This is a genomic window from Pseudomonas sp. PvP028, from assembly GCF_017832255.1.
Taxonomy (GTDB): Bacteria; Pseudomonadota; Gammaproteobacteria; order Pseudomonadales; family Pseudomonadaceae; genus Aquipseudomonas; species Aquipseudomonas syringae.
On record NZ_JAFIBL010000001.1, the window covers coordinates 3,891,872 to 3,908,673 of the forward strand.

Below are 16,802 nucleotides of genomic sequence, written 5' to 3' on the forward strand. Positions count from 1 at the left end.
TCAGGAGACCTTTGGCATATGGGCGATGCGCGGATCCAGCGCGGGATACAGCAGGTCAACGATCAGATTGACCACGACGAACGCAGCTGCGGAGACCGCAACGATGGCCAGTACCACCGGGATGTCCTGACGCAGTACGGCTTCCTGGGCAAGTCGACCGACCCCGGAGCGGGCAAAAATGGTCTCCACCAGCACCGCGCCGGACACTGTGTTGCCAACCTGCAGGCCGATCAGTGTCAGCAGCGGCAGGGCAGCGTTCTTGAACGCATGGCGGGCTTGAACCTGCGCGCGGGTCAGGCCCTTGGCATAAGCGGTGATGATGTAGGGCTCTTTCCAGACGCCCTGAAAGCCGCGTTGCAGGACCTGGGCGTACACCGCGGCGCTAGGGATCGCCAGCGTGACGGCTGGCAATATCAGGCTTGAGAAACCCTGATTGCCGGTCGCCGGGAACCAGCCAAGAGTGAACGCGAACAGTTGAATGAACAGCAGGCCCATCCAGAAGACCGGCACCGAGAAGCCCAGCGACGGCAGTCGTGACAAGGCGACTTTCAAGGGCTGCCAGCGTACGTAGGCTGTGAGATACGCCAGACCGATCCCGCCGATCAGTGACAGAACAATGGCAAGCCCCGCGAGGCTCAGGGTTTGAGGCAGGCGTTCGATCAGCAACTCCGACACCGGGCGATTGAGCGTCAGCGAGTTGCCGAAGTCACCGTGCATGGCTCCCCACAGCAAATCGACGTATTGCTCGAATATGCCCCGGTCCAGCCCGTAATAGAGCTTGGCCTGAGCGAGGTCCTGCGCTGAAAGTGAGTCGATTTCGACACCCGAGGCGCTGAGCATGATCGACAGGGTGTCGCCGGGCAGCAGGTACAGAATGAAATAGGTGACGCTGTAGGCCCCCCAAAGTACCAGCAGTGCTTGCGCGATGCGACTGAGGATATAGCGGCTCATGGCGTTGCCAGCTCGATGTCGTTGAACAGCGCAAAGCCTTCCGCCGTCCAGTGGAAATTGCGTACGTTTTTCGCTGTGGCGGCTTGCCAGACCCGCTCGTAGACCGGGAACGCCGAGCCTTCGTCGACCAGCAGGTCCTGCAACTCGCCATAAGCCCGGGCGCGCTGTTCGCTTTGCGTGGCGGTCAGCCCGGCGTCGAACAGCGCAAGGGCTTTGGGCAATGTTTCCGGCGCGTAAAGGTTGGTCGCCAGTGTCGAACTGTTGGCGCTGCGCGGGTCGATGATGGTCTGCAGGATGATCGGGTCGGCGCGGGTCATGTAGGTGGACGTCAGGTCATAGTTGCCTGCCGCGTTGGCCGCAGCCCATTCGGCGGTGGTCACCACGTTGAGCTTGAGCTCGATACCCACCTTGCGCAGTTGATCCTGAATCAGCACATCACCAGCGGTTTCAGCGGGGGAAAGGTTGTAGGCCAGCTTCAGTCGCTTGCCTTCTTTATAACGATAGCCGTCGGCGTTTTTCTGCCAGCCCGCAGCGTCGAGCAGGCGCTCTGCACCTTGAGGGTCGTAGGCCAGTTTGTCGGCCTGGCTTTTATAAAACGGCGTGGTGACGTCGTAGATGCCGGAGACCACCGGGAATTGCGGGTTATAAACGGTGGCTGCGTAGGTCTTGCGGTCGATTGCCTTTTGCAACGCCAGACGCACGCTTCGATCGGCGAGGATGCGATTGCCGCGGGTATTGGGATACAGGTTCAGGGCCGGTCCTGGCAGCGACCGGCTCTGAATGGTCGCGCCCCTGGACTTGAACAGGCTGAGGTCCACCTCGGAGAACGGATTGCGCGGCCAGAGAATATCGACCTGCCCCTGAACGAACTGGCCGTTACGTACGCTTTCTTCCGGCACGTAGCTGACCTCGACCGCGTCCAGATGCGCCTCGCCCTTGTTCTGCGCATTGGCCGATGGCCAGGCATAGCCCTTGCGTTTGGTCAGGCGCAAACCACTTTCAGGGGTGTAGCGCTCCAGCACGAATGGCCCGGTGCCGATGATTGCACCTAGCGAGCGCTGCTTGACGCTGAGCGCGTAGGACTCTGGAGCAAGAATGGCGAGATTGGTGGTGGAGGTGGCTTGCAGAAAGCCTGCATTGGGTTGGGCCAGCACCAGTTTGATGGTGAAGTCGTCCAGCACCTCTGCGTGGTCGTAACCTTTGAGGTAAGTGGCGCCGAAGGTGGCTGGCAATTGTGCGGCGAACGACTTGTCCGCGTCGTAGGCCGTCTTCACCGCTTGAGCGTCGAAACGTGTGCCGTTGCTGAAGGTCACGTCCTTGCGCAAGTGAAAGGTGTACTCCAGCGCGTTGTCACTGATTTCCCAGCGCTCCGCCAGCCAGGGAATGATCTTGCCGGTCTGTGGATCCTGATCGGTCAGGGACTCTGCAATATTGCGCAGCACCACCCGATGCTCCAGCCAGTAAACCTGAAAAGGGTCAAGGCTGACCAGCGTGGTGTTGTCTCTGAAGAACGCCACCTTGAGGGTTTTGGCTGCCTGGCCGTCCTGGCCGGAAGGTGAGCAGCCGAGCAGGGTAATGGCTGTGACGGCGGCGAACAGCAGGCGCGAGAGGAAAGGGCGCCCAGTCATCGGACTGTGCTCCGGGTCGCGAATCCATTTGAGAAAGTCGAAGGCGGTGTACGGCGCATGGAAGGTCCTCTTCAAGTCGAGCACAGTGCTTCAGCACTGATTTCTTAAGACCGTATTCTTATGAGGGGGACGCTGTAAAAGTCTTTTTTCTTCTAAGCTAATATAGGATTTTATGATTTATAAGATGGTTTATTATGCTTAATTAGTATTTTTTCAGATGCTTGCTGTTTCGGGCACCGAACAACGTTGGCGAAAACGAAAAAGCCCTCGATTTGAGGGGCTTTCTGTCTTTGTCACCGTGCAGCCCATCCGCTCTGGATAGGTCATTGCATAGGAAGCAGGAAGTGCTTCCAGCTGTATTCAGACTTTTCTGACGCAGTCAGATGACAATTCAGGCGTGTGTGATTTTTCGCGCTCTATGCTTATTCTAAAAAGATATTAAATTTATAAAAAACAGAAGGTTAAGCTATATATCAATACATAAGTTCAAGGCCGCGCCTGATGTGTTTTCTGTACATGTACCTCGATGTGGATGGCCAGCAATGACCTTCGATTACGCATTTGCCATTTCCACCTTGCCTGCCTTCCTCAAAGCCGTTGGTGTCACCCTTCAGGTGGGGCTGATTGCAATCCTGACCTCGCTTACTGTAGCGGTCGTTAACGCTGCGATTGCCACGTTCAAGGTGCCGGTCCTGCATCGTCTGGTGCCGGTGTACGTCGAATTGGCGCGTAACACGCCATTGCTGATTCAACTGTTTTTCATCTATTTTGCCTTGCCGACGCTGGGGATTCGCGTGTCGGGTTTCGCGTCGGCAGTGATTGCGATGACCTTTCTCGGCGGTGCTTACCTGACCGAGATTCTGCGCGCTGGCATAGAGGCCGTGCCCAAGGCTCAGATCGAGTCGGGGTTGTCCATCGGACTGTCCCGCTGGCAGCTACTGCGCCACGTGATTCTGCCGCAGGCGGGCATCCTCAGCCTGCCGGCACTGTTCGCCAATTTCGTCTTTCTGCTCAAGGAAACCACCGTGGTCTCGGCTGTCGCGGTGCCGGAAATTCTCTACACCACCAAAAGCTACATTGCCCTGTATTACAAAACCTACGAGATGCTCGCGGTGATGACCGGCCTGTGCGTGTTGCTGTTCCTGCCGTTGTCTTTGTTACTCGGTCTTCTGGAAAGGAGGCTCCAGCATGGCCAGTTCGGGTCTTGAGTTGTTGTGGGTGTCTGCGCCGCAGTTGATCACGGGGGCAGGGCGCACATTAGGGATTTCACTGTTGGCAATCGTTTTCAGCAGTCTTGGCGGCCTGTGTTACGGCGTGCTGCGCAGCCTTGGCAAACGCTGGCTGGAGGTGCCGTTGCGGATCTATCTGGAGCTGTTCCGGGCGATTCCGGTACTGGTCTGGCTGTACTTGTTCTTCTTTGGGTTACCGATTTTCCTTGGCCTGAGCATTCCGGCGTTCTGGTGCGCGGTCCTGGTGCTTTCTTTGTGGGGGGCCAGCGAGGTCGGTGAGGTAGTGCGCGGCGGGCTGCGTTCGATTCCACGCGGGCAACGCGAAGCAGGCTTGGCAATCGGTCTTGGTCTGGGCCAGTTGTATGGTCGCGTGCTGCTGCCACAGGCACTCAAGCGGCTGACGCCGCCGGTGATCAATGTCTATACGCGGCTCATCAAGACCAGCTCGCTAGCCGTCCTGATCGGAGTCGTGGACGTGACCAAGGTCGGCCAGCAGATCATCGAGCGCACGTACGAATCGGTGCTGATCTACGGCTTCCTGTTTCTATTCTTTTTTATCGTTTGTTATCCGCTGTCGGCCGCCTCGCGTGTGCTTGAACGGCGCTGGAATCACGCATGAGCACATTGATCGAACTGTCCGGTTTCAGCAAAAACTTCGGTGACACTCCGGTGCTCCGAGACATCGACCTGAGCGTGAAAGAGGGCGAAGTCGTGGTGATTCTTGGCCCCAGCGGGTGCGGCAAGAGCACATTGCTGCGCTGCCTCAACGGCCTCGAACTCGGTCATGCCGGCAGCCTGCGCTTTGCCGGCAAGGCGCTGCCCGCCAACGCCGACTGGCGGCTGGTCAGGCAGCAAATCGGCATGGTCTTTCAGAGCTATCACCTGTTTCCGCACATGACCGTACTCGACAATATTCTGCTCGGCCCGTTGCGCGTGCAAAAACGTAGTGCAGCCGAGGCTCGTCAGCAGGCCGAGGCATTACTGCAGCGGGTGGGCCTGACGGAAAAACGTGATGCCTATCCGCGCGAGCTGTCCGGAGGCCAGCAGCAGCGTATCGCTATCGTGCGTGCGCTGTGCATGAACCCCAAAGTCATGCTGTTCGATGAGGTGACCGCAGCCCTTGATCCGGAAATGGTCAAGGAAGTACTGGAAGTGATCCTCGACCTCGCCCAGGGCGGGATGACCATGCTCATCGTCACCCACGAAATGGCCTTCGCGCGCGCGGTGGCCGACCGAATCCTGTTCATGGACCGCGGCCGGATCGCGGAACAGAACGACCCCGAAACTTTCTTCAGCGCCCCGCAGACCGCACGCGCGCAGCAGTTCCTGGAGAGGTTCTCCTACGTGGAAAACATGCCAAAAAGGAAAGCATCGTGAGCTTCAAAACTGCCCTCGTATTACCGTTGATTGCCTTCACCCTGATGGCGGGTTGCGACAAGCCTGCCGAGCAGAAGCCCGTGGCCAAGGCTGCCCCTTCACCGTCCAGCAGTTACCTGGAAACCATCAAGGCTCGCGACAAGCTGATTGTCGGCGTGTTCAGCGATAAACCGCCTTTTGGCTTCGTCAACGAGCAGGGCCAGTACGTCGGTTTCGACACTGACCTGGGCAAGCGTTTCGCCAAGGACCTGTTGGGCGACGAGAAGAAGATCGAGTTCGTAGTGGTCGAACCTGCCAGCCGCATACCGTTTCTGCAGAGCGACAAGGTAGATTTGATTCTGGCCAACATGACGGTTACGCCGGAACGTCGAGAGGCAGTGGATTTCACCAACCCGAATCTGCGTGTTGCAGTTCAGGCACTGGTGCCGCAAGCCAGTCCGGTCAAGACGCTGGACGATCTGGCGAGCAAGACCACCATCGTCACCACCGGCACCACGGCTGATCTCTGGCTGACGAAAAATCATCCTGACTGGAAAGTGCTGAAGTTCGAGAAAAACTCCGAGTCGCTGCAAGCGCTGGCCAATGGTCGCGGTGATGCCTATGCGCAGGACAATCTGGTGCTGTTCAGCTGGGCGAAGAAAAACCCCGGCTATCGCGTGCTGGAGCAGAAACTCGGTGACGAAGCGCCAATCGCTCCTGCCGTCAAAAAAGGCAATATCGAACTGCGCGACTGGGTGAACACCGAACTGGCCAGGCTGGGCGAAGAGAAATACCTGCTCAAGCTCTATGATCAGTATGTACGCCCAGAGCTGGCCGAGGGCACAGACCCCAATGCGGTCATCGTCGAAGGCGGAAGCTGGAAGCCTTGATGGCTATGATCTGATTGCCGCGGATGGAGCGCGAACCGGCGAGAGGCCGGTTCGTTTGTCTACAGCGTGGCACCGCCTGCAACTGCCTTGCTCTCAAGCTCTGCTTCGAGGCGATCGACGAACAAGCGTACCCGGTGAGGGACGCGCTGTCGGGTTGGCAATACCGCCGTGACAGACAACTGCTCGGGGATGACGTCCTCGAAGTGTATCTGCAGAAGGCTGCCTTCACGGATTTCCTGCTGAACATCCCAATAGGTCAGCATGGCCAGCCCCAGGCCCTGTTTGCACGCCGTGCGCACCGCTTCGACGCTGTTGGCCGAGAACGCCCCCTGAGCGCGAATGGCCACCGGCTCGCCTTCTCTGATGAACGGCCAGTAAGGCATCGCATGCAAGGTTATGCACGGGTGTTGACGAAGTTCGTCAAGGATTGATGGCTGGCCGTGCCGTGCCAGGTAGTCGGGGCTTGCACACACGACCCGGGGGTTGGGCGCCAGCGATCTGGCCACCAGCGCGGAGTCACGTATCGTGGCGATCCGAATGGCGACATCGATGCCCAGCCCGGCGATGTCCACGATGCTGTCCGACAGCGTCAGGTCGATACTCAGTGCCGGGTTCTCCTGCATCAACGCAGGCAGCAGCGGCATGATGACGGTCTGACCAAACACGCTGGGGGCAGTGACCCGCAATACGCCATTGGCCGTACCCGCATCGGCTTTCAGCGTTGCACGGGCGGTTTCGCTGGCGTGGAGCATGGTTTTGGCATGCGGCAGAAACACTTCGCCTTCCGGCGTCAGTGATACCGAGCGGGTGGTGCGGTGAACCAGCCTGACGCCCAGGTCGTTTTCCAGCGCAGCCAGACGTCTGGAGATTGCCATCGGCGACAACCCGAGTCGACGCGCCGCTTCCGACAGGCTCCTGCTGGAGGCAATGGCGGCGAACACCTCTATATCAGATATTTGCACGGATTCTATCCATTTTCGTTAAAGCGCCTTATCTGCACGGCCGGGTTCCAATGGGCTGCGCCAGCCCTTAACGTTGCTGCAGGTTCTGTCAATGACTGCGGGCAATTCGCAGCCGGTCTGCACAGTGAGGATTTGAAGTATGAGCGAGACAAACAAACACGTTACAGCTCCGTTCGATAGAGGTCATCTGAAACTGAAGAACAGGTTTGCGGTGGCGCCCATGACACGTGTGAGCGCGGACGAGCAGGGCAGTGCAACGCAGACCATGGCGCGCTACTACGAGCGGTTCGCCAAGGGCGGTTTTGGCCTGATCATCACCGAGGGCAACTACACCGATCGCAGTTCTTCCCAAGGCTACCGCTTCCAGCCCGGGCTCACCGATGACGAGCAAACTCAGGCCTGGCGTGCCACGACCGATGCTGTGCACCGCCATGGCAGTGTCATGATTGCGCAGCTCATGCACGCCGGTGCGCTCAGTCAGGCTAATCGCTTCGTCAGCGAGTCGGTGGGTCCTTCGGCCATTCGTCCCAAGGGCGAACAGATGGCGTTCTATTACGGCGCGGGCAGCTACCGGATTCCGCGGGCGATGAGTGACAAGGATATTGCCGAGGCCATTGACGGGTTCGCCCACGCGGCGCAACTGGCTATCGGCACTGCAGGCTTTGACGGTGTCGAGATACATGGTGCGAACGGCTACCTGCTGGATCAGTTTTTGACCGACTACAGCAATCAGCGCACCGATCAATGGGGCGGTGAGGTCGGACAGCGTCTGCGACTGATGCTCGAGGTCATCGCCGCAGTGAAAAAAGTCGCCGGGCAGGCACCGGTGGGCGTGCGTCTCTCACAAGGCAAGGTCAACGACTTTCAGCACAAATGGGCGGGGGGCGAACGCGATGCCGAAATCATTTTCGCTGCGCTGGCCGATGCCGGAGTCGATTACATCCATGTGACCGAACACGAAGCATGGCAGCCGGCGTTTGCCCAGGGTCAAGCCAGCCTGGTCGAACTGGCCCGTCGCTACGCGCCGGATGTCACGCTGATCGCCAATGGCGGCCTGCACGATCCGCAAAAAGCCGAACAGGTGCTTCGCGACGGTGCCGACATCATCGCGGTGGGCAAGGGGGCGCTGGCCAATCCGGACCTGCCAGAGTTGTTGCGTCAGGACGCGGCACTCCGCGACTTCGATCCAGCCATTCTAGGGCCGATTGCCAACATCAAGGACAGCGAGCTGGCATTCAATGGGATAAGTTGAACAGGTTTTCACCGGTGGGCTCGCTTCCGGTTCCAATCCTGCATTACCTTTGACTCTATCCCCCCTGGGGGGATAGAGTGCCAGTCTGAATCACCCAGACTGGAGCTCGATCCATGAGTGAACACGACCATCCCCACGGCCATACGCACCAGTCCCACGAAGCTGTCATCAAGCGCCTGAAACGGGCCGACGGTCATTTGCGCGGCATCATCACCATGATCGAAGAAGGGCGCGAGTGTGTAGACATCGCCCAGCAGTTGCACGCGGTCGAGAAAGCGGTATGCCAGGCCAAGCGCACGTTGATTCAGGATCATATCGATCACTGCCTCGAAGACACACTCGGTTCAATCGCCAGGGGCGAGCGGGCACCGCTGGAAGCCTTTAAGCAAATCACCAAATACCTTTAGGTCTCGCATGCCCAACTTCGTTGAGTTGTTGCAGCAAGGTGGTTCGCATGCCTGGCTGTATTTCCCCAGTGCCATTTTGCTGGGCGCGTTGCACGGGCTGGAACCCGGGCATTCGAAAACCATGATGGCGGCGTTCATTGTGGCCATTCGTGGCTCGGTGAAACAGGCTGTGATGCTTGGCGTCGCAGCTACCGTTTCGCACACCGCCGTTGTCTGGCTGGTGGCCATCGGCGGGATGTATCTGGGCCAGGGGCTGGACGCTGAAACCACGGAGCCTTACTTTCAGCTCGCGTCGTCTGCCGTGATCATCGCCATTGCATTGTGGATGCTGTGGCGCACCTGGTGTGGCGAGCAGCTGTATAAGTTCGAAAGTGCCCGGCTGAGTCACGGGCATACAGGCCATGGCCATGAGCACGACGTGGACTCCCATGAGCATGAGCATGAGCATGAGCATGAGCATGAGCATGGTCACAGCCATGACCACAGCGATCTGGAAGGCTTGAACCTGAGCGCCGAAGGCTATCAGGACGCCCATGAAAAGGCCCATGCTGACGACATTCGCAAGCGCTTCACCCATCGCGAGGTCAGCAATGGCCAGATCCTGATGTTCGGCTTGACCGGGGGCCTTATCCCTTGCCCGGCGGCCATCACCGTGCTGCTGCTGTGTCTGCAGGTGCAGCAGGTCACCCTGGGCGCGATGATGGTGATCTGTTTCAGCGTGGGGCTCGCCATTACGCTGGTCACTGTTGGCGCCGCCGCCGCCATCGGTGCGCGAAAAGCCTCGAATCGTTTTCCCTGGCTCAGTGCCGCCGCTCGACGCGCCCCTTATCTGTCCAGCGTCCTGATTATCTGTGTCGGGACATATGTAGGGATCAACGGCTGGATCGGTCTGCACTCGTGAGATGGCCGGGTGTTTGAGACTGGCAGCTATCACAAAAATAATTTGTGTATCTTGAAAATATATATTGATTTTTATTGGCGTCGGCCGGCTTTAGCATGAGTGGACCTTGAAGAAGTCGCCGGGCAGCGAGCGCGTCGTCCGGCTTCACCCGCCACCAAGAGCTGCAATCGGAGTCCTGATGAGTCTTTCTCCTTTCCACCTTGCAATCCCGGTTTATGACCTGGCCGCGACACGTGCCTTCTACGGTGAAGTGTTCGGTCTTTCCGAAGGGCGCTCCAGCGACCAGTGGGTCGACTTCGATTTCTACGGGCACCAGTTGGTGATTCATGAACACCCGAAAACCGCCTCTCAAGAGAGCGTGCACAGCAACCCGGTAGACGGTCACGACGTGCCGGTTCCGCATTTCGGGATCATTCTGGAATGGGCCCAGTGGGAGGCCTTGGCCGAACGCTTGAAATCCTTCGGCACCGAGTTCGTCATCGAACCCTACATTCGTTTCAAGGGGCAGGTGGGTGAACAGGCCACCATGTTTCTTTTCGATCCCTGCGGTAATGCGCTTGAGTTCAAGGCCTTCAAGGACATGAGTCAGCTGTTCGCAAAATAGTAAAAGGCCTGGCGCGCACCACGTCGCGCCAGGCTTGCTTGAGTGGGCGCAACGCTAACCAGTCAGCACATGGTCATTAATCAGTTGCACCAGCGTGCTCACTGGTTCGGTCAGGCTGCGACGAGCACGATGTACCAGGCCGATATCGCGATGGAACGTATGCGCTTTCAAGTCGATAGAGCGCACGCCGGTGTGCCAAGTCTGCAGGGTTGCCGTTTCCGGTACCAAGGCTACGCCGACGCCGTTGGCGACCAGTTTGATGATCGCATCCAGTTCATCGAGCTCGCAGACTTCGCGCAGCGAGACATGGGTCTGGCGCAGGAACCGGTCGACCTGACGGCCACCAAACGACGATCGATCGTAACGAATGAATGGATGAGCCGAAACCAGCTCGGCCCAGTCATCCCCTGGCATGTCGGCAGGCACGATAAGGCGATAGGGCTCACGGACCAGTGTCGTCCAGCGCAGGTCGCTTTGCAGTGAGAAGGGCGGGCGGATGATCGCTGCCATGTCAATTTCGCCAGCGTCCACCTGATTGACCAGGTCCATGGACAGGCCGGGGATGACACGCGTCCTGCACGCGGGGAATTGCTGATGAAACCGAGCGAGCGCTTCCGGCAGAAAGGAGCGTTGCACAGAGGCTATTGCGCCGATGGTCACCAGCACGCTGGCGGGCAACCCGACCGTAGTAGTGCCCAGGCTGCTGAACTGGCGCACCAGATCCTGACCTTGTAGCAACACTTGCTGCCCCATGCGGTTGAGCTGGGCTGAACGTCCTTTTCGGTCGAACAATTCGACGCCCAGTTCAGCTTCAAGGCGCTGCATCTGCGCACTGACAGCGGCCTGGGTGAGCCCGATCTTGCTGCCCGCCGCAGCGAACGTGCCTTCTCTCGCCACGGCGATAAATGTTTTCAGTTCTTTGATCATGGGCAAAGAATAATTGTATTTTTACTGAAAGCACATTTGTTTATTTTGTTGTTGCTGCCTATCCCATGTCCTCGGCCACACCCTGATCCTCACCGAGAAACCCGCCGCTCTGGTGCTGCCATAGCCGCGCATAGGTTCCGTTTTTGCCCAGCAGTTCGGCGTGGGTGCCTTGTTCGATGATGCGGCCGTCGTCCATGACAATCAGCCGGTCCATGGCGGCAATCGTGGACAGGCGGTGGGCGATGGCAATCACCGTCTTGCCTTGCATCATTTCATCGAGGCTCTCCTGAATCGCCACTTCGACTTCCGAGTCCAGCGCACTGGTGGCTTCGTCGAGCAGCAGGATCGGGGCGTTCTTGAGCATCACCCGGGCGATGGCGACGCGTTGGCGCTGGCCGCCCGACAGCTTGATACCGCGCTCACCCACCAGCGTGTCGTAGCCACTGTGGCCTTGCTTGTCGCTCAGCTGGCTGATGAACCCGTCGGCTTGCGCACTCGCCGCAGCGCTACGGATTTGCTCATCGGTCGCATCGGGACGTCCGTAGGCGATATTGTCGCGAATGGAGCGGTGCAGCAGCGAGGTGTCCTGCGTGACCATGCCGATGGCGCTGCGCAAGCTGTCCTGAGTAACGTGCGCAATGTCTTGCCCATCAATACTGATCGAGCCCTTGTCCACGTCATAAAAGCGCAGCAGGAGGTTGATGAGCGTGGACTTCCCGGCGCCGGAGCGACCCACCAGGCCGATTTTTTCACCTGGACGAATGCTCAGGCTCAGGGCATCCAGTACCTGGCGTTCGCCGTTGTAATTGAAGCTCACGTTATCGAAGGTGACCGCGCCGCCTCGGGTGACCAAAGCCTTCGCGTCCGGCGCATCCTGAACCTTGGGACCGCGAGTCAAGGTTTGCATGCCGTCCTGGACGGTGCCGATGTTCTCGAATAACGAGGTCATCTGCCACATGATCCAGTGCGACATGCCGTTGATGCGCAACGCCATGGCGGTGATCGCCGCAACCGCACCGGTGCCGACCTGGTCCTGGTGCCACAGCCACAGGGCGTAGCCGCCAGCACCCATGATCAGCGCGACCACCAGTGCCTGATTGACGATCTCGAACTGGCTGACCAGACGCATCTGGGCAAGGCCCGTGAGCTTGAAGTCCTCCATCGCGGCCCGCGCGAAATGCGCTTCACGCTTGGAGTGAGAGAACAGCTTTACCGTGGTGATGTTGGTGTACGCGTCCGAGACACGTCCGGTCATCGATGAGCGCGCGTTGGCCTGCTCCTGGCCGACCTTGCCCAGGCGCGGCACGAAGTACAGCATGGCCAGGCCGAACAGCATCAGCCAGCCAAGGAAAGGCAGCATCAGTTTCAGGTCGAAGCCGCCGGCCAGGGCGATGATCGCGATGAAGTAGACGCCGATACCGAGGACGATTTCGACGATAGTGAACAGCACCTCGCGCACTGACAGCGCTGTCTGCATCACCTTGGTGGTGACGCGGCCGGAGAACTCATCGGAGAAGAAAGACAGGCTTTGCCGCAGCATCAATCGATGGAAGTCCCAACGCAGCCGCAGGGGCAGGTTGATCGCCAATACCTGGTGCTGCACCATCGTGCGCAACGCCACCAGCACGATGCTGCTCAGCAATACCAGGCCAATGCCCCATAGCACGCTACTTTCCTGCGCAGCCGTATCGCCGCCAGCTTTCCAGGTGGACAGCAGGTCCACGACCTGCCCGAGAAAGGAAAACAACCAGGCTTCGTAAATCGACACACCGGCACACAGCAGCGCAAACGCAAGGATGTAACCGCGTGCCCCTCGCGTGCAGGCCCAGAGAAACCTTGCCAGGCCGTCAGGTGGCGGTGGCACTTCGTCAGGCGGGAAGGGGTCAAGCCATTTTTCAAACGCGCGAAGCATGGTGTTCTCCAAAAAAATCAGTGCAAAGAGTCTGGCGTCCTCGACGCCTCCCGAACCTCTTCCAGATTGAGCTTCAGGGGCAATGTTTGTCAGCAATGCTGCCCAGGCTGTCCCACAGCCTCATCACCTGGGTCACTGCAGCGTCCAGTGTGGCATGTGGGACACCGTCGCGCGCCAGTGTAGACAAGCCCAGAAGAAAACTGTCAAACACGGCTGCGAGCGTTTCCGGTATTACCGTTGCAGGCAACTCGCCTGCCGCAACGGCGCGCTGGATACAGGCCACGATACCTGCGCGGTTCAGATCCCTGGCGCGCGCAAGAGGTTCGGAAATGGCCTTGCTCTCGTCCGAGCAGGCGCTCATCAGCCCTAACGCCACCAGGCACCCCGTGGGATGCCCTGGCTCGCATTGCATTTTCGCAGAGCGGCGAAGGGTGAGTTCAATTGCGTCTCGGGGTGGCAGGGTCGTATCGAACAGGCTGTCGGTGACTCGCCCGTAGGTGTCGAGGTAATGCTCCATCACTTCATTGAACAGGGCCTGCTTCGAACCAAACGCTGCGTAGAAGCTCGGCGCCGTGATGCCGCCACCGATGGTTGCCTTGAGCTGGCTGAGGGAGGTTGCGTCGTAGCCGTGCTCCCAAAACAGATGCAGCGCCTGAGTGATCGCTACATCACGGTCAAATGTACGCGGACGCCCCAGCTGTGCCATATCGAGTCTCCTTCGGAATTAATTAAATACTAATCGATACATAAGTCATTGACCACCTCACTTCATCTGCCTATATTTGTACCGATCAGTATATTAGTGAGGGTTTTTAAATGACTACAGATGAAAAGCAGGGCGAAACACTCCCGCTGGGGGCGTTGCTGGCGCTGGCAATGACGGGGTTCATCTGCATTGTCACCGAGACTTTGCCGGCAGGTTTGTTGCCGCAGATCGCCGACGGGCTGGAAGTGTCCGCATCGTTTGCCGGGCAAATGGTGACTGTTTATGCGTTGGGGTCATTGCTGGCCGCCATTCCGCTGACGATCGCCACGCAAAGCTGGCGGCGCAGAACGGTATTGCTGGTGACGATTATCGGCTTTCTGGTGTTCAACAGCGTCACTGCATTGTCGTCCAATTATGGACTGACCCTGATCGCAAGGTTTTTCGCAGGCGTCTCGGCGGGTCTGGCCTGGAGCCTCATCGCCGGTTATGCACGGCGCATGGTGGTCCCGCAACTGCAAGGCCGCGCATTGGCCGTGGCGATGGTCGGTACGCCCGTTGCCTTGTCGCTGGGTGTGCCTCTGGGAACCTGGCTTGGCGGCTTCATGGGCTGGCGCATGGCGTTTGGCCTGATGTCCGGGATGACCGTGCTGTTGATCATCTGGGTGCTGGTCAAAGTGCCGGACTATTCCGGCAAGTCCTCCGCACAGCGCATGGCGTTACGTCAGGTCTTTTTCACGCCCGGCGTACGCTCGGTGCTGGGCGTGGTTTTCACCTGGATGCTGGCTCATAACCTGCTTTACACGTACGTCGCTCCCTTCGTTTCCACGGCGGGGCTGGCGAATGATGTGGACCTGGTATTGCTGGCATTCGGGGTCGCCGCACTGGCGGGCATCTGGGTTACGGGACGGTTGGTTGATCGCCATCTGCGCAAGACTGTGCTTGCCAGCCTGGCAACCTTCGCAGCGGTGTCAGTGTTCTTCGGCGTGTTCTCCGGCTCTGCAACGGCCATTTATATCGGCGCTTTCATCTGGGGCCTGACCTTCGGTGGCGCCGCCACGCTGCTGCAAACCGCGCTCGCCGATTCGGCAGGCGAGGGTGCAGATGTGGCGCTTTCGATGAACGTCGTGGTCTGGAACAGCGCCATCGCAGGCGGAGGGTTACTGGGTGGCGTGTTGCTTGGCCACTGGGGAGCAGGTTCCTTTCCCTGGGTCTTGTTGATGCTTTTGCTGCTGAGCCTGTTGATCGCACTGCGCGCAGGTGCTCATGGTTTCGCACGGGGCAGCCGGCTGGACCGGGAATGTGGTCTGGCAGGGTGATCCGATCAAGAACCGGAGTATGGACATTAAGCTGCTTGCTGATATAGGAGGTTAATTCTATAATTTTGTGAATTAAATAGCTGAAGCGAGCTTTATACACATTATGTTGGATTTAAGCTTCAGCAAGCCCGGTGAGATCGTCAAGCGCCTTTGCGACCGCCTGCGCACAGAGCGTCTGGCGCTGAATATGACACAAGCCGACCTCGCCGGGCGTGCCGGCATCGGCACAAATACGGTCTCCAACCTCGAAGCCGGACGCAATGTCGGATTCGAGAACGTCGTGCGGGTGGCTATGGCTCTTGGCCGAACCAAGGAACTCGAAGGCCTGTTTCTGCCAAAGCTGGACAGCATCGAAGACATTCGACGCTACGAAAACAGCGCCAATCGTCTCCGTACAAAGAGGAAGTCCGGCGATGCTTGAGCAGGTTAACGTCTTCTACGAGGGCTGGGGTGAGCGATGGCAGTGGGGTACGCTGGTCTCGACGACCGCTTTGACCGGTCGCCCGCTGATCGTGTTCGAATACAGCAATGAAGCCAGGCAAAGAGGCCTGGAACTGTCCTCCTATAAGCTGCCCCTGGATGGGGGCAGGTTGCGCCGAGACTTCCCGGACCATCAGCTGTACTTGCCAGGGCCTGTTTACGACTCGTTGCCGGATGGATGGGGCATGTTGTTGATGGACCGTCTTTTCAGGCGCCGCGGGCTCACCACCGCGCGCATCGGCCCTCTGGAACGGCTGGCCTATATCGGTAGCAGCGCAATGGGCGCCATGACGTTTGAGCCCGTGGCGCCCGAAGGGCAGGAATCTGACGTCCACATCCCGCTGGAACAGCTCGCCGCCGATGTGAAGCAAGTATTGCGTGGAAACGGTGGCGAGTTCCTGCAGGCATTACTGCTGGTGGGTGGCTCGCCTCAAGGGGCAAGGCCCAAGGCTCTCGTCTATCGCGATCCTGAAACTGGCGGGTTTACCACTGCGGCTACGCCGGGCTTTGAAGCATGGTTGATCAAGTTTCCGGCCAAAGAAGAACACGCAGAAGTGTGCGCCATCGAAATGGTCTACGCCGAGTGCCTGCGCATGTGCGGTATCGAGACCCCTGACACCTGGTACTTCAATCTGCCTGATGGCCTGGCAGCGTTTGCCAGTAAGCGATTTGACCGTCGCGATGGTTTACGTATACCCATGCAAAGCCTGGCCGCCTTTACGGGGGCAAATTACCAGTCTCCGGGTGTGTTGGACTACGTCAACTTTTTGCGGGCAACACAGATGTGTACCAACGATGTGCGAGAGATGGCACGCGCGTTCGAGCGTGCCGTTTTTAACGTTGCGTTCAACAACCGAGACGATCATCCCAAGAACTTCGCCTACATCATGTCGCAGGACGGTCAGTGGAAACTGTCGCCGGCTTACGACGTAACCTTCTGCGAGGGGGCAGGCGGATACCATCAGATGGACGTGATGGGAGAGGCGCTGGAGATTTCCCGTGCGCAAATGCTTCGGCTTGCCGAGGAAGCCGAGATGTCCCCGGACGCTGCAACTGGAGTGATTGACAGCATGTGTGATGTAGCAAGCCGGTTTACAGCCATCGCCGAGAACCTGTGCCCGCAGGTTATTACTCGAGACACCCTGCGCATGATCCAGAGCCGCATTGATCAGAACGTAGCCCGGTTACACCACAGTCAGGCCGACGGCGGTCACGGGCGATTCTCATAAACGACGCTGCCAGTGCTCAGGGCCGTGTGGAAGACTTTGAGCATCCGCAAAC

General features: G+C 58.7%; 17 protein-coding genes. 11 read left to right on the plus strand and 6 right to left on the minus strand.

Annotated features, from left to right (window positions below):
• The gene (locus tag JOE34_RS17260) at window positions 1-951 is read right to left on the minus strand and encodes an ABC transporter permease (protein WP_198702205.1); all 951 of its coding nucleotides are present in this window, start codon (window positions 949-951) and stop codon (window positions 1-3) included.
• Window positions 948-2,579, minus strand: a complete 1,632-nt coding sequence (locus tag JOE34_RS17265; protein WP_096134192.1) for an ABC transporter substrate-binding protein — start codon at window positions 2,577-2,579, stop codon at window positions 948-950. Before JOE34_RS17265 ends, JOE34_RS17260 begins: the two co-directional genes overlap by 4 nt.
• Window positions 2,580-3,121: 542 nt before the next feature.
• Between JOE34_RS17265 and JOE34_RS17270 the strand changes: the two genes are divergently transcribed.
• The 4 genes from JOE34_RS17270 to JOE34_RS17285 are packed head-to-tail and all read left to right on the plus strand — an operon-like array spanning window position 3,122 to window position 6,054.
• Window positions 3,122-3,787, plus strand: a complete 666-nt coding sequence (locus tag JOE34_RS17270; protein WP_003318930.1) for an amino acid ABC transporter permease — start codon at window positions 3,122-3,124, stop codon at window positions 3,785-3,787.
• Complete coding sequence (locus JOE34_RS17275) at window positions 3,768-4,427, plus strand: amino acid ABC transporter permease (protein WP_003318929.1); 660 nt, start codon at window positions 3,768-3,770, stop codon at window positions 4,425-4,427. The genes JOE34_RS17270 and JOE34_RS17275 overlap by 20 nt, the downstream gene beginning before the upstream one ends.
• Complete coding sequence (locus JOE34_RS17280; protein WP_003349498.1) at window positions 4,424-5,185, plus strand: amino acid ABC transporter ATP-binding protein; 762 nt, start codon at window positions 4,424-4,426, stop codon at window positions 5,183-5,185. The genes JOE34_RS17275 and JOE34_RS17280 overlap by 4 nt, the downstream gene beginning before the upstream one ends.
• Before the next feature lie 44 nt (window positions 5,186-5,229).
• A complete protein-coding gene (locus JOE34_RS17285; RefSeq protein WP_044313164.1) occupies window positions 5,230-6,054 on the plus strand; it encodes a transporter substrate-binding domain-containing protein in 825 nt (274 codons plus the stop codon).
• Between the two features lie 59 nt (window positions 6,055-6,113).
• Here the strand turns inward: JOE34_RS17285 and JOE34_RS17290 are convergent, their stop codons facing one another.
• A complete protein-coding gene (locus JOE34_RS17290) occupies window positions 6,114-7,016 on the minus strand; it encodes a LysR family transcriptional regulator (protein WP_017278569.1) in 903 nt (300 codons plus the stop codon).
• A gap of 139 nt (window positions 7,017-7,155) precedes the next feature.
• On the opposite strand from JOE34_RS17290, the gene JOE34_RS17295 reads away from it, so the two are divergent.
• The 4 genes from JOE34_RS17295 (at window position 7,156) to JOE34_RS17310 (ending at window position 10,180) form a co-directional block, all read left to right on the plus strand.
• Entirely contained in the window at window positions 7,156-8,268 is a 1,113-nt protein-coding gene (locus JOE34_RS17295) for an NADH:flavin oxidoreductase (RefSeq protein WP_209996213.1), read from the plus strand.
• A gap of 113 nt (window positions 8,269-8,381) precedes the next feature.
• Window positions 8,382-8,675 (plus strand): metal-sensing transcriptional repressor, encoded by a 294-nt coding sequence (locus JOE34_RS17300; protein ID WP_010408877.1) that lies wholly within the window; start codon window positions 8,382-8,384, stop codon window positions 8,673-8,675.
• 7 nt (window positions 8,676-8,682) lie between these two features.
• Window positions 8,683-9,576: a nickel/cobalt efflux protein RcnA gene (locus JOE34_RS17305; RefSeq protein WP_209996216.1), complete on the plus strand. Its 894-nt coding sequence runs from the start codon at window positions 8,683-8,685 to the stop codon at window positions 9,574-9,576.
• A 178-nt stretch (window positions 9,577-9,754) separates the two neighbouring features.
• Complete coding sequence (locus JOE34_RS17310) at window positions 9,755-10,180, plus strand: VOC family protein (RefSeq protein WP_003364399.1); 426 nt, start codon at window positions 9,755-9,757, stop codon at window positions 10,178-10,180.
• Window positions 10,181-10,234: 54 nt separating this feature from the next.
• Here the strand turns inward: JOE34_RS17310 and JOE34_RS17315 are convergent, their stop codons facing one another.
• From JOE34_RS17315 to JOE34_RS17325, 3 genes are all read right to left on the minus strand, one after another.
• Window positions 10,235-11,107 (minus strand): LysR family transcriptional regulator, encoded by an 873-nt coding sequence (locus JOE34_RS17315; protein WP_016568312.1) that lies wholly within the window; start codon window positions 11,105-11,107, stop codon window positions 10,235-10,237.
• Window positions 11,108-11,165: 58 nt separating this feature from the next.
• Window positions 11,166-13,019, minus strand: a complete 1,854-nt coding sequence (locus JOE34_RS17320; protein WP_209996218.1) for an ABC transporter ATP-binding protein — start codon at window positions 13,017-13,019, stop codon at window positions 11,166-11,168.
• A gap of 73 nt (window positions 13,020-13,092) precedes the next feature.
• Window positions 13,093-13,725: a TetR/AcrR family transcriptional regulator gene (locus JOE34_RS17325; RefSeq protein WP_032662175.1), complete on the minus strand. Its 633-nt coding sequence runs from the start codon at window positions 13,723-13,725 to the stop codon at window positions 13,093-13,095.
• A gap of 110 nt (window positions 13,726-13,835) precedes the next feature.
• Between JOE34_RS17325 and JOE34_RS17330 the strand changes: the two genes are divergently transcribed.
• The 3 genes from JOE34_RS17330 to JOE34_RS17340 all read left to right on the plus strand — a co-directional run bounded on the left by JOE34_RS17330 (window position 13,836) and on the right by JOE34_RS17340 (window position 16,750).
• Entirely contained in the window at window positions 13,836-15,041 is a 1,206-nt protein-coding gene (locus tag JOE34_RS17330; protein ID WP_209996220.1) for an MFS transporter, read from the plus strand.
• A 103-nt stretch (window positions 15,042-15,144) separates the two neighbouring features.
• On the plus strand, window positions 15,145-15,462 hold the full coding sequence (locus JOE34_RS17335) for a helix-turn-helix transcriptional regulator (protein WP_003347681.1): 318 nt from the start codon (window positions 15,145-15,147) through the stop codon (window positions 15,460-15,462).
• Window positions 15,455-16,750 carry a type II toxin-antitoxin system HipA family toxin gene (locus tag JOE34_RS17340; protein WP_209996222.1) on the plus strand — a complete coding sequence of 432 codons (1,296 nt, stop codon included), beginning with the start codon at window positions 15,455-15,457 and terminating at the stop codon, window positions 16,748-16,750. The genes JOE34_RS17335 and JOE34_RS17340 overlap by 8 nt, the downstream gene beginning before the upstream one ends.
• The last annotated feature ends 52 nt before the right edge of the window (window positions 16,751-16,802 follow it).